Genomic DNA, 13,222 nt, shown 5'->3' on the forward strand with positions numbered 1-13,222 from the left:
TGACCGCCGAGCAACCCTGGGCGCGGGTGACCAGGCCCACCATGCGGTCGCCACCGGCGGGTCGACGCGGCCGGGCCCGGCCCCTCATCGAGAGGCCGGGCCCGGGTCGCGCGTCGGTTCTACCAGCTCAGGTAGCCGGGCTGGGTCTGCACGTTCAACTCCTTGAACCGGGTCAGGTTCGCCGACCAGGTCCGCCAGTCGTTCAGCTCCAGGACGTCCAGGCCCTTCTGGATGTCGTTGGAGTAGATGTTGCCGTTGTAGTAGTACGTCGACCAGGCGCCGCCCGTGACCGCCTGGGTGTCCGAGAGCGGGCCCCGCTCCCAGTAGGCGATCTCCTTGGGGTGGCGCGAGTCGGTGAAGTCCCAGACCGAGATGCCGCCCTGGTACCACGCCTGCACCATGATGTCCCGCCCGAGCACCGGGACCAGCGAGCCGTTGTGCGCCACGCAGTTCTCGGTGTCGCCGTTGGTCCGAGGGATCTTGTAGTAGCTGCGGAACTCCAGCTTCCGGGCGTTACCGCGTCCGGTGATGTCGTAGACGGCGTCCGCCCCGCGGTTGGGACCGACGGTCTCGTTGCAGGTGGCCGCGCCGCCGCCGCCCAGCTCGTCGGTGAAGACGACCTTGGTGCCGGCGTTGTTGAAGGTGGCCGAGTGCCAGAACGCGAAGTTCACCGTGTCCCGGACCTGGGTGATCAGCTTGGGCGCTTCGCGGTTCTTGATGTCGAGCAGGATGCCGTCACCCATGCAGGCGCCGGCGGCGATGTCCTTCGACGGGTACGCGGTGATGTCGTGGCACCCGGTGGTCGCCGAGCCGGTCTCACTGCCCGGGAAGCCGCCGTCGGGGAAGAGGTTCGGCGTCGAGATGACGGCCGCCTCGGTGGGCTTCTTCACCGGCACCTTGACGATGGAGATGGAGTCGTGCGGCGGCTGGCAGTCGGGGAACTCGGCCCGCGGGCTGTACGACGAGACGTACAGGTAGACGTTCTTGCGGTCCTTGCCCGGCACCAGCGTGTGGGTGTGCGACCCGCAGGCGGTCTCGACGGACTTGATGTATCGCGGGTTGGTCTTGTCGCTGATGTCGAAGACCTTGATGCCCTCCCACGACTCCTTCACCGACGCCGGCTGCGCGACGCTCGCACACGAGTCGTCGCTGCGTGACGAGTCGGTGGAGACGAACAGCAGGTTGCCGTAGACGGAGATGTCGTTCTGCGAGCCCGGGCAGTTCACCTGGGAGGTGATCTTGGGCGCGCTGGGCCGGGAGATGTCGTAGATGACGAACCCGTTGTAGTTGCCGGCGAAGGCGTACTTGCCCTGGAACGCCATGTCGCTGTTGAGCGCGGCCGTCGTGTCGAACGGCGCCTGCTTGGGGAGGTTGGCGATCTGCCGCAGGTTGGGGCTGCTGCGGATCTCGTCGACACCCGGGATGTCGCTGGCGGCGGCGGCCGGTGGTGCCGCGGCCGGTGCGGCCTCCTGCGCGCTGCTCGGCGTCGCCAGGGCGACGCTGGTCAGCAGCAGGCCGGTTGCGGCCAGGCTGACGATACGGAGTTGTCGGAGCCGTGCGGTAGCCAGATTGATCATCGGCGACGCCCTTCGAAAGGGGGATGGCGATGGTCGGTACCTTACCGAGCCTCGGAGATCATCGATGTGACCCGGGTCACATCTAGGCGGAGTCTTCAATGGATAGGATCGCTGCGACCTCGACCTGAGGGGAGTTCGGCATGACTGTCCGACGTGGTCGGTTACTCGCCGTCGTCATAGCGGCGACCATCGTCGCGGCGCTGGTGGTGCTGGCCGTCCGCGCCGCCGGTGACCCCGGCCCGCCGGCCGCCGCATCCGCCTCGGCGTCACCCACGCCGACGACGACCGGCCCACCGCCGCCGCCGGTCCTCGTGCCCGGCCGGCCGGGGGAGCCCGCCGTCGTCCGGTCCGCGCACGAGCTGCGCGACGACAGCCCACCCCGGTACAACGGCCTGGACACCGTCTACGTGCAGATGATGATTCCGCACCATGAGCAGGCCCTGGAGATGAGCACGCTCGCGGTGGACCACGCGGCCGATCCGCGGATCCGCGCGTACGCCGACCGGATCCGCGCCGGCCAGGGCCCGGAGATCAAGGTCCTGCGCGGCTGGCTCTCCACCCGGGGGCTGCCCGAGACGGCGCCCGGCCACGACCACGCCGGCATGCGCGGCATGCAGTCCACCGAGGCGATGCGGCGACTGGCCGCCGCCCGGGGCGTCGAGTTCGACCGGCTCTTCATCACGATGATGACCGACCACCACCAGGGCGCCGTGACCATGGCCACCGACCTGCTCTCGGTCGGGGCCGACGCCACCCTCAACGAGCTGGCGACCTCACTCGCCACCGAGCAGGCCATCGAGATCAACCGCCTGCGCGAGCTGACGCCGCCCTGACCGTCGACGACCCGTACGCTGGGTGACCGTGAGACGCACGCTGTTCGGCCGCCCACTGCGCGGCGTCGCCTTCGACGTGGCCGTCTCCGGCGTGGTGGCGTTCGTCGGTCTCGCCTCGGCGGTGTCCCAACCCGGCGGCTGGGCCGCCACCGGCGTCGGCCTGGGCATGGCGGTGGCGCTGCTGTTCCGCCGCACCCACCCGAGCGCGGTGACCGTCGTGGTGGCGGCGCTCGCCCTGGTCCAGGTGATCGCCCGATGGGGTCCGCTCGCCTTCGACGTCGCCGTGCTGATCGCGCTCTACAGCGTCGTGAAGTACGGCCGACGGCTGCGCGACGGCGTACTGGCCGGCGCGGTCGCCGCGGTGGGCGTGCTGCTCGCCGCCGCGCAGACCCCCGGCGTCGTGATGTGGTGGGTGACCGCGCTGTGGTACACGCTGGTCACCGGCGCGGTCTGGCTCGTGGCGTTGAACGTGCGGACCCGCCGCCTGTACGTGCTGAGCCTCGAGGAGCGCGCCGCCACCCTCGAACGCGAGCGGGAGGCCGAGTCCCGGGCGGCGGTCGCCGAGGAGCGCACCCGGATCGCCCGCGAGTTGCACGACGTGGTCGCGCACAGCATGGCGGTGATGATCGTCCAGGCGGACGGCGCCCGCTTCATGCTCGACCGTGACCCCGAGCAGGCACGCGCCGCCGTGAAGGTGGTCGCCGACACCGGCCGCTCCGCGCTGGAGGAGATGCGTCGGCTCGTCGGGGTCCTGCGCGACGCGGGCCCGGCCGGGGCGGACGTCGTGGCGGCCGACCCGGAGCACCGCCGGTTGGCCCTGGCCGAGCTGCCCGACCTGCTGGCCCGCTTCCGCGACGCCGGGCTGCACGTACGGGACGCCGTCACCGGCGAGCCACCGACCCTGCCGCCGGGCCTGGAGCTGACCGTCTACCGCGTGGTCCAGGAGGCGCTGACCAACGCGCTCAAGCACGCCGGCGTCGGCGCCACCGTCGACGTGCGGATGACGTACTCCGCCGACGCCATCGAGGTCCGGGTCGTGGACGACGGTCGAGGCCGGCCGGTCGTCAGCCCGGCGCCGCCCGGCGGTCACGGTCTGCTCGGCATGCGCGAGCGCGTGACGGTGTACGACGGCAGCCTCACCGCGGGCCCCCGACCGGCCGGGGGCTGGCAGGTGCGGGTACGGCTCCCGCTACCGTCGGAGCCCTCAGCGGAGGTGATCGCGGCATGACGGTCCGGGTGGTGATCGTGGACGACCAGGCGCTGGTGCGCGCCGGGTTCAAGATGGTGCTGGACTCCCAGCCCGACCTGGCGGTGGTCGGCGAGGCCATCGACGGCGCCGACGCCCTGCGCGTGCTGGCCCGCACCGAGGCGGACGTGGTGGTGATGGACATCCGGATGCCGACCATGGACGGGGTGGAGGCCACCCGCCGCATCTGCGCCGACCGTCCGTCGGGTCCGCCCCGGGTGCTGGTGCTGACCACCTTCGACACCGAGGCCGACGCGTTCGCCGCGCTGCGGGCCGGCGCGAGCGGTTTCCTGCTCAAGAACGTCCCGCCGGAGGAGCTGTTGGACGCGATCCGCGTGGTCGCCCGGGGCGACTCGGTGGTCGCCCCGTCGATCACCCGACGGCTGCTGGACCGCTTCGCCGGCCAGCTCGGCGTCACCCCGACCGCCGACCCGCGGCTGGCCCAGCTCACCGAGCGGGAGCGGGAGGTCCTGTTGTTTGTCGCCCAGGGACTGTCCAACGCCGAGATCGCGGCCAAGGCGCACGTGGCGGAGGCGACGGTGAAGACCCACGTCGGGCGGATCCTGGCGAAGCTGCACCTGCGCGACCGGGTGCAGGCGGTCGTGCTGGCGTACGAGAGCGGCCTGGTCACCCCCGGGCGCTGAGCCGCCGTACGACCGCAGTCGTACGGCCGGCGCGGCCGTGCGCCACCTGGGGAGTACGCGGGTCGAGAGCACAGGTGGAGATCGATCCGACCGGACCGGCCATAGCGTCGGAGGGGTCCGATCCGCGCCGGCACCGGGAGCCCGCACATGATCCGCCTGACCCTGCGTACGCTGCGCGCCGAGGCGCTGCGCATGCTGCTGTCCGCGCTCGCCGTCGTGCTCGGTGTCGCCTTCATCGCCGGCACGCTGATCGTCGTGGACGGGATGCGCGCGGGCGCGTACCAGCGGGCCGGCGCCTTCGACCGGCACACCGACCTCGGCGTCTACCCCGACGGCCACCAGCCGCTCCCGGCGAGGCTCGTCGACGACGTGCGTACGGTCGACGGTGTGGCCGCCGCGGCCGGTGAGCTGCTCGGCAACGGCGGACTCCTCGGCGCGGACGGGCGGCCGGTGCTCGGCTACGCCGTGCTCGCCGCCATCCCCACCGAGCCGGCCCTGCGCTCGTACGACGTGGTCTCCGGTCGCCTGCCCGACCGCGCGGGCGAGGTGGTGCTCGACGCGCCGACCGTGGCGAAGGAGGGCTTCACGCTCGGCGCTCCGGTCCTCGTCGGCGGGACCGGCGGCGCGGCCCGCCCGTACACCCTGGTCGGCACGGTCGACGTGGCGGGCAGCGTCCGCGACGTCGGCGGCCCGTTCATCGGCCTGGTCGGCGCGGACGCGCTCGCGGTCACCGGCGGACGTGGCTATGACCGGATCATGGTGGCGGCACGACCGGACACCGCCCAGGCGGCGCTGGCCGAGCGGCTGCGCGCCGCCGTCGGGAGCGTCGACGCCGACGTGAAGGGCCGTCAGCAGATCCTCGACGAGGCCGTCGACGACGCCGTCCGCAACCTGAACCAGTTCCTGATGCTGCTGCTCATCTTCGTCGGGGTGGCGGTGGTGGTGGCCGGGTTCGTGATCGCCAACACCTTCGCGATCGTGCTGGCGCAGCGCACCCGACGGACGGCGCTGCTGCGCCTGGTGGGCGCGACCCGGGGGCAGGTCTTCCGGGCCGCGCTCCTGGAGTCGGCGGTGCTCGGCCTCGTCGCCTCCGTCCTCGGCGTCCTGCTCGGGGTGGCTCTCGCCGGTGGACTCCGACTGCTGATGTCGCGACTCGACGTGCCGCTCTCCGGTGGGTTGACCATCGCCGGCTCGACCGTGCTGACGAGCCTGCTGCTTGGTACCGGGCTCACCGTCGCCGCCGCACTGCTGCCGGCCTGGCGGGGCACCAGGATCGCCCCGGTGGCCGCGCTGACCGACGCCGCCGTACAGCCCGCCCGGGGCGCGGGCCGGGCGCGGCTCGCCCTCGGCGCGGTGGTGCTGGGCGCGGGGATCGCGGCGCTGGCCGGAGCGGCCAGCGCCGCTCAGGTGCTCCTCGTGGCGGTGGGCGGCGTGCTGGCCTTCTTCGGCATCGTGCTGTTCGGTCCGGTGCTCGTCCCGGCGCTGGTCCGGCTGATCGGCTGGCCGGCCCGCCGGGTGTTCGGCATGACCGTCGACCTGGCGGTGGCGAACGCGGTCCGCAATCCGCGTCGGATCGCCGCGACGGCGACGGCCCTGGTCATCGGAATCGGGTTGGTGTCCGCGTTCGTGGTGGGCGCGCGCAGCACCAAGGACGGCATCGAACGCAGCGTCGACGCCGAGATCGGGACCGACGTCGTGGTCAGCGGCATCGGCCAGAATCTGCCCGCCACGCTCGCCGGTGAGCTGGCCGCACGCCCCGAGCTGGGCGTGGTGCACGAGCAGCGCGCCGTCGTCACCGGCGACATCGAGGTCCGCGCCGCCCACCCGGCGCTGGTCGGCCGGACGCTGTCCGGCGTGGTGGCCGGCGACGTCGACCGACTCGGTCCCGGACAGGTGCTGGTGCACCAGGAACTGGCGCGGGCGCACGGCTGGCAGGTCGGTTCCGCGGTCACCATCGAGGGGCGGGCGTTCCGGGTGGCCGCGGTGGTCGCCGACGACGCGCCGGCCATGGTCGGGAGCGCGGCGCCCGAGGGACACGTCATCGAGCTCGACGACCGGGACTTCGCCGTGCTCTTTCCCCGCGAACGAGGTTTCCTGGCCGAGATCGACCCGGCCGACGGCGTGAGCGCCGAGCGGGCCCGCGCCGCGATCGAGGCCGTGCTCGCCCGCTACCCGACGGCGAACCTCATGGACCAGGGCGCGTACAAGAAGATGCTCACCGGCACGGTGGACATGCTGTTGGCCTCCGTCACCGCGCTGCTCGGCCTGGCCGTCGTGATCGCCCTCGTCGGCGTTGCCAACACGCTGAGCCTGTCGGTGGTCGAGCGCACCCGGGAGAACGGCGTCCTGCGGGCGGTCGGGCTGACCCGCGGCCGGATGCGGGCCATGCTCGCGGTCGAGGCGATCCTCATGACGCTCGTCGGCGCGGTCCTCGGCATCGGGCTGGGCACCGGCGTCAGCGCCGCCGGGATGGCGCTGCTGGCCCGCCTCGGCGGGGACTTCCACGTGGTGCTGCCACTGGGCCAGCTCGGGTCGATCCTCGCCGTGGCGGTGCTGGCCGCTCTGCTCGCCTCGGTGCTCCCGGCCCGCCGGGCGCTGTCGCGGCCCGTCGTCGAGGCGCTCGCCGACCAGTGACCGTGGGTCGGCCACGGGCGCCCGAAGCGACATCCGCCGGCCGGCCCCGCCGTCTTCCCCGGCGGCGGGACCGGCCAGCGGTGCCGGGTCCAAGGCACGCCCTAGAGGAGCTCGACCATCTCTCCGGCGCACCGGTTGCGGGTGTCGAAGACGTAGCGGGCGTGCCGGGCCACCAGGTCGTAGTCGAAACAGTCGTGGTCGGTGACCACGACGACGCCGTCCGCGGCCCGCAGCTCCCGCTCGGTGAGGTCGACGACGGTGACCCCGGCGGGGATCTGGTGGGCCTCCGCGTACGGCTCGACCGCGTGTACCTCGGCGCCGAGCGCCTGCAGACGGCGGGCCACGTCGACGGCGGGGGAGTCCCGCATGTCACCGGTGTTCCGCTTGTACGCGAGCCCCAGCAGCAGCAGTCGGGCGCCGCTCACGGCCCGCCCGGCGCGGTTGAGCCCTGCCATGATCCGCTGGGCGACGTGCTCGGGCATCTCGTGGTTGATGTCGTTGGCCAGCTCGATGAACCGGAACTGCCGGCCGAGGCGTCGCTTGACCTGCCAGGACAGGTAGCACGGGTCGATCGGCAGGCAGTGCCCGCCGACGCCCGGTCCGGGCCGGAACGGCAGGAACCCGAAGGGCTTGGTCTCGGCGGCGTCGATCGCCTGCCAGACGTCGATGTCGAGGTGGTGCGAGAGCATCGTGAGCTCGTTGATCAGCGCGATGTTGACCTGCCGGAACGTGTTCTCGATCAGCTTGGTCAGCTCGGCCACCCGGGTGGAGTCGACGGCGACGGTCTGCTCCACGAGCCGCTGGTAGAACCCCTGCACCCGGTCCAGCGACGCCGCGTCGATGCCAGAGACCACCTTCGGGGTGTTCTCCAGTCGCCACGTCGGGTTGCCGGGGTCGATCCGCTCGGGGCTGTAGCCGAGGTGGAAGTCGCCGGGGCTGGTCAGCCCGCTGGCCGACTCCAACAACGGCCGAAGCAGCTCCTCGGTGGTGCCGGGGTAGGTGGTCGACTCCAGGATGACCGTGCAGCCCGGCCGCACGTACGGGCCGATGCCGACGCCGGCCTGCTCGACGAAGCTCAGGTCCGGGGTGCCGTCGCGCAGCGGGGTGGGCACGGTGATGACGCAGACGTCGAAACCCTCGGCGTCGGTGTAGTCGGTGCTGGGGCGGTACCGGCCGCTGCTCAACGCACGGCCCAGCCGGTCGGTGGGGATGTCCTCGACGAACGACTCACCCGACGCGAGCCGCTTCACCCGGTCGGCGTCGACGTCCAGGCCGACGACGTCCAGGCCCGCCTCGACGGCGCGCATGGCAAGCGGCAGTCCGACATACCCCTGGCCGATCACGACCAGCTTCTCAGCGCTCACCCGGGCTCCCGCAGACGGTGGAAATGACCTGCGGAGAGCCTAGAGTGGTTTTCGGCGACGTAAGTCCGGTTTGGGGATATCGGTGCTGGTGGGACTGCTGGTCAGCCGCCCACCGGGTCGTCCGGGCCGGTCGAGGCGTCGGTGGTGGGCGGCGGGTCGCTCGGCGGCGGGTTGCTCGGTGGCGACGAGGTCTTCGGCGGGTCGCTGGGCGGTGGCGCGGTCGTCGCGCTCGGCGTCGGCGACGGCGAGTTGGACGACTGGCTGGGCTGCGCGCTCGGCGTGGCGCTGGTGGACGCGGACGTGGTGGCGTCCGGGGTGCTCGGCCGGTTCGGCCGTTGCGGGTCGTTGGTCATCTGCTCGTTCGCCGCAGGCAACTCCACCTGCTCGGTCGCCCCCTGCGTCGGCGCGTTCGTCGGTAGCTTGACGGCCGGATCGTCGCCGGTGTTGCGCGCCGCGCCCAGGGCCGCGCCGAGGCCGACCAGGGCGACCAGCATGGCCACCGCCGCGCCGACCAGCGGCCCGCGCCGTCGCGGGCGGTCCGCGTCGGTCGTGCCCGCCACCGCCGCGCCGACCGGCACGTCGGTGCGGGTGCCCGGACCGCCGTCGCGCAGCGGCGCCGCCGACGCCAGCGCCGTCGGCGGCTCACCGCCGGTCACCGCGGTACGGGCCGCCTCGGCCATCGCCGAGCCGCTCGTGAAGCGGTCCAGCGGATCCTTCGCGAGGGCTCGCGACACCAGGGCGCGGACCGCCTCCGGGATGTCGTGCGGCAGCTCCGGGGGCTCGTCGTCCAGGTGTCGGACGGCGACCTGGAGGGGATTGTCGCCGGTGAACGGCGGACCGCCGGTGAGGCAGCAGTACGCGACCGCGCCGAGCGCGTAGATGTCGGTGGCGCCGCTGACCGGCCGGCCGGCGGCCTGCTCGGGCGCCATGTAGAGGGCGGTGCCGGGCACCGCGTTGGTGCTGGTGATGCTGGTGACGTTGGTGGAGCGGGCGACGCCGAAGTCGACCAGGACGACCGTGCCGTCCTCCTGCACCAGAAGGTTGCTGGGCTTGACGTCGCGGTGCACGATGCCGCCCCGGTGTGCCGCGCCCAGCGCGTGCCCCGCCTGGGCCACGATCGACATCGTCTCGGCCACGTCGAGACGACCCGCGGCCTCGATCCGCTTGGACAGCGGCTCGCCCTCGACGAACTCCATGACCAGGTAGTCGGCCCGGCCGCCGTCGGGCAGGTCGTCCTCGCCGCAGTCGTACACCTGCACGATGCCGGGGTGCCGCAGCGCCGCCATGATCCGCGCCTCGGCCCGGAAACGGGCGATGAAGTCCGGGTCGGAGACCAGCGCCGGCAGCAGGACCTTGACCGCGACCTGTCGGCCGAGGACCAGGTCGGAGGCACGCCAGACGTCGCCCATGCCGCCCGTGGCGACACGTTCGTCCAGGCGGTACCGACCGCTGAGCACGACCTCCGATGACAACACAGCATTACCGTACCCAGAGTGGCGACCATCGGCTCGTCGTGGTGAAGCCGCCGAGGGGCCGTACCCGCCGGGCCGACGGGGGCGACCTGCGGGGTCGGGTCGGTGTGTGACGCCTCGATGACGCGGCGTCACAAAAACTGACACATTGCGGTGTCAGCCTGCCCGGCTGTGGTCGCGCAGGCTCGCCTGAGTCGGGGAGCGCCCGGAAGGCGTCGTCCGTTACGGCGGCACGCCGGTCGGACGGCTTGATAATTGTCACTCTTCCGTAATGCGATCCCAACTTGTCGCATCAAACGTCCCCTCCTAGCGTTAGCCCGGCTCGGGCCGCCGCCTGTCGGCGCGTCCCGGGCCATCGCCGGGTGTGGACGCCCCGGCCGGCGCCCGGACGCGGGCACGAATCGGATTCGGCGGAGGGCGGTGCGGGTGCGGGAGTTGGTGGGACCGACGGTTCGCCACGCGCGCACGACGCCGACGCGTGTCGTGTCGATCCGCTCCGGGCGGCCCGTGAGCCGCCGATGACCGCCGAGCTGTCCGACGCGGTCACCGCCGCGCAGTCCGGGGACGAGGACGCCTTCCGCTTCCTGTACCGCAGCCTCCAGCCGGGTCTGCTGCGCTACCTGACCGCCCTGGTCGGCGCGGACGCCGAGGACGTCGCGTCGGAGACCTGGTTGCAGATCTCCCGAGACCTGCCCGCCTTCACCGGCGGCGAGTTCCGCGCCTGGACGGTCACCATCGCCCGTAACCGCGCGATGGACCACCTGCGGCGGATGCGGCGACGACCGTCGCTGCCGGTACCGGTGCAGGCGCTCACCGACCTGGCCGGCGACGGCGACACCGCCGAGCGGGCCGACGAGACGATCAGCACCGAGGCGGCGCTGGCGCTGATCGCCACGCTGCCGCCCCGCGAGGCCGAGGCCGTGTTGTTGCGGGCGGTGATCGGGCTCGACGCGGAGTCCGCCGGCCGGGTGCTCGGCCGCCGGGCCGGCGCTGTCCGGACCGCCGCCCACCGCGGTCTGCGTCGACTCGCCACCCTGCTGGACCGGCAGACCGCACCGACGCCGTCGGTCGACGGTGACGCCACCGCCCCGCTGCCCCCGTCCGACGCGCCGGACGCACCGGCCGACGGCGGCCCGCCGGCCGTCGACGCGAAGGTGGTTCCGCCCCCTCGTCGCCGGATCGGGCGTTCCCGGCAGACCTCACCTGCCGAGCAGGCGGACGGCTGACGTGAAGGGATTCCGGATGAACCCGTACCGGCCGGACCGGCGTGCCGGCCGTGCCGAGACCGAACGGCTGCTCGACGCCCACCGCGACGCGGCGACCGACCCGGCCGCGACCGTCGACCCGCTGGCGCCGCTCCTCGCCGCCGCCGCGGGCCCGGGCCGGCCCGGCGAGCTGGCGGGCGAGGAGGCCGCGCTGGCCGCGTTCCGTGCCGCCCGCGCCGAGCCGACGCCCGCCGTGGCCCGCCGGCCCCGCCGCCACCGGCTCACGGCCGGAGCGCTGGCGTGGATCGGGGCGCTGGCCGCCACGGCCACGGCGGGGGTGGCGTTCGCCGCGGCCGGTCTGGAGAAAACGCCCGACCCGCCTCCCGCGCCGAGCGTCGCGCCGTCGAGCTCCACGGCTCCGGCGGCGACCGCCTCCACCGCGCCGAGTGGGTCCACTCCGCCCGGCCGCCCCTCGGTGTCCGTCTCGCCGTCGATCGGCGCGACGCCCGACGGTCAGGTGCACGGACTGTGCCGCGCGTGGCGGGCCAAGAAGCCCGAGCAGCGGGAGAAGGCGCTGCGAACCCCGGCCTTCGAGCGGTTGGTGACGGCCGCCGGCGGGGTCCCCGGGGTCGAGGAGTACTGCCAGCGGCTGGTGCCCGAAGCGAAGCACTCTCCATCGCCGCCGTCCCCGTCCCCGTCCGCATCTCCGGCCGCGCCGCCGGCACCGTCGCCGCCGGCGGAGCCGTCCGCGCGGGCGACGCCACCCGGTCAGGCGAAGGTCAAGCCCTCGCACCCGGTCGGGCCGGCCGGAGACTGAGCGTACGGACGGCGCGGTTCGTTCTGCCCTGCACCGGGAAACGCGTCTGTTAGACAAGGGTTGGCGGTCCCGTCGACGCTCGGAAAGGGAAGTGTCGGTGGCCGGGTTTACGGTGGCACCCGTGCTCCGGGGCTGACGCACGGCGCACACGGTCGTCGCACGACGAGGGAGGCTGCACCGATGGTGACGTCGCCGGAGCTGCACCAGAGCGAGATCCTGCGCGAGTCCGCCGCCGCGAGCCGGCACCTCGCGCGCATCTGCTTCAAGACCGGCCCTCCCACGTACACCGGCGTCGAACTGGAATGGACCGTGCACGACGCCGCCGACCCCGCCCGAGGAGTCGACCGGGCGCGGCTGCGGGCGGCGCTGGGGCGACACAGCCCCGTCACGCTGGATCCGGCAAGCCCCGCCGAGCCGCTGCGACACGGCGGCACGGTGACCCTCGAACCGGGCGGCCAGCTGGAGATCTCCACCCCGCCGCGCACCTCGACCGGCGCGCTGATCCAGGCCACCGAGGCCGACATCGCCCAGGTCACGGCCCTGTTGGCCGCCGCCGGGCTGACCCTCGGGCGCAGCGGCATCGACCCGCACCGCCGGCCCCGCCCGGTGTTGGACACTCCCCGCTACCGCGCCATGCGCCGCGCCTTCGACCGGCGTGGTCCGGCCGGCCGGACGATGATGTACAGCACCGCCGGCCTCCAGGTGTGCCTCGACATCGGCGAGCCGGACCAGGTCGCGCCGCGCTGGGCGGCGGCGCACGCCGTCGGCCCACCGTTGCTCGCGGCGTTCGCCTCGGCCGGTCGACACGCCGGGCGGCGAACCGGTTGGGCCTCCGCGCGGATGGCCGCCTGGCTGGCGATCGACCCGGCGCGTACCCGCCCGGTGTGGACGCCCGACCACGCGGACGACGATCCGATGGCCGCCTGGGAGCGCTACGTGCTCGCCGCGCCGCTGCTGTGCCTGCGTCGGCCCGGCCCGGACTGGACCCCGCCGCCGGGGGTCACCTTCGCCGACTGGCTGGACGGCGCGCTGCCCCGCCCGCCCACCACCGACGACCTCGACTACCACGTCAGCACCCTCTTCCCGCCGGTGCGTCCGCGCGGTTACCTGGAACTGCGGTATCTGGACGCCCAGCCCGACCGGGACTGGCGGCTACCGCTGGCGGTGCTGAGCGCGCTGTTCAGCGACGCGGGCACCGTCCGAGCGGCGTACACGATCGGCGCCCCGGTGGCGCACCGCTGGTCTGCCGCCGCCCGCCGAGGCCTGTCCGACCCGGCGCTGGCCACCGCGGCGGCCGCGCTCCTCGACCTGGCCCTGGCCGCCCTGCCTCGTCTGGAGCTCCCGGGCGGCACGGTCGACGACATCCACGACGGCGTACGGCTGCGACTGGCCGCCATAGTGAGCCTCAAACGAAAGGGACGACGGTGAGC

Annotated in this window: 10 protein-coding genes; 7 read left to right on the forward strand and 3 right to left on the reverse strand. The window is 73.5% G+C overall.

Annotated features, from left to right (window positions below; all coding sequences use genetic code 11):
* Nucleotides 1-119: 119 nt before the first annotated feature.
* On the reverse strand, nucleotides 120-1,577 hold the full coding sequence (locus ACQPZK_RS15005; protein ID WP_433538883.1) for an LVIVD repeat-containing protein: 1,458 nt from the start codon (nucleotides 1,575-1,577) through the stop codon (nucleotides 120-122).
* A gap of 140 nt (nucleotides 1,578-1,717) precedes the next feature.
* On the opposite strand from ACQPZK_RS15005, the gene ACQPZK_RS15010 reads away from it, so the two are divergent.
* From ACQPZK_RS15010 to ACQPZK_RS15025, 4 genes are all read left to right on the forward strand, one after another.
* On the forward strand, nucleotides 1,718-2,410 hold the full coding sequence (locus ACQPZK_RS15010; protein WP_433538884.1) for a DUF305 domain-containing protein: 693 nt from the start codon (nucleotides 1,718-1,720) through the stop codon (nucleotides 2,408-2,410).
* A 22-nt stretch (nucleotides 2,411-2,432) separates the two neighbouring features.
* Nucleotides 2,433-3,638 carry a sensor histidine kinase gene (locus tag ACQPZK_RS15015; RefSeq protein WP_433538885.1) on the forward strand — a complete coding sequence of 402 codons (1,206 nt, stop codon included), beginning with the start codon at nucleotides 2,433-2,435 and terminating at the stop codon, nucleotides 3,636-3,638.
* Nucleotides 3,635-4,300, forward strand: coding sequence for a response regulator (locus ACQPZK_RS15020; RefSeq protein ID WP_433538886.1), 666 nt, complete (start codon nucleotides 3,635-3,637; stop codon nucleotides 4,298-4,300). The genes ACQPZK_RS15015 and ACQPZK_RS15020 overlap by 4 nt, the downstream gene beginning before the upstream one ends.
* Before the next feature lie 147 nt (nucleotides 4,301-4,447).
* Entirely contained in the window at nucleotides 4,448-6,934 is a 2,487-nt protein-coding gene (locus ACQPZK_RS15025) for an ABC transporter permease (protein WP_433538887.1), read from the forward strand.
* A 101-nt stretch (nucleotides 6,935-7,035) separates the two neighbouring features.
* Here ACQPZK_RS15025 and ACQPZK_RS15030 read toward each other — a convergent pair whose 3' ends face one another.
* Entirely contained in the window at nucleotides 7,036-8,298 is a 1,263-nt protein-coding gene (locus ACQPZK_RS15030) for a nucleotide sugar dehydrogenase (protein ID WP_433538888.1), read from the reverse strand.
* Between the two features lie 101 nt (nucleotides 8,299-8,399).
* Nucleotides 8,400-9,773, reverse strand: coding sequence for a serine/threonine-protein kinase (locus tag ACQPZK_RS15035; protein WP_433538889.1), 1,374 nt, complete (start codon nucleotides 9,771-9,773; stop codon nucleotides 8,400-8,402).
* A gap of 515 nt (nucleotides 9,774-10,288) precedes the next feature.
* Here ACQPZK_RS15035 and ACQPZK_RS15040 point away from each other — a divergent pair.
* The 3 genes from ACQPZK_RS15040 (at nucleotide 10,289) to egtA (ending at nucleotide 13,220) form a co-directional block, all read left to right on the forward strand.
* A complete protein-coding gene (locus tag ACQPZK_RS15040) occupies nucleotides 10,289-10,996 on the forward strand; it encodes an RNA polymerase sigma factor (RefSeq protein WP_433538890.1) in 708 nt (235 codons plus the stop codon).
* 16 nt (nucleotides 10,997-11,012) lie between these two features.
* Entirely contained in the window at nucleotides 11,013-11,792 is a 780-nt protein-coding gene (locus tag ACQPZK_RS15045; protein WP_433538891.1) for a hypothetical protein, read from the forward strand.
* A 180-nt stretch (nucleotides 11,793-11,972) separates the two neighbouring features.
* A complete protein-coding gene (gene egtA / locus ACQPZK_RS15050; RefSeq protein WP_433538892.1) occupies nucleotides 11,973-13,220 on the forward strand; it encodes an ergothioneine biosynthesis glutamate--cysteine ligase EgtA in 1,248 nt (415 codons plus the stop codon).
* Nucleotides 13,221-13,222 lie beyond the last annotated feature (2 nt).

This window comes from Micromonospora sp. CA-249363, assembly GCF_050950185.1.
Taxonomy (GTDB): Bacteria; Actinomycetota; Actinomycetes; order Mycobacteriales; family Micromonosporaceae; genus Micromonospora.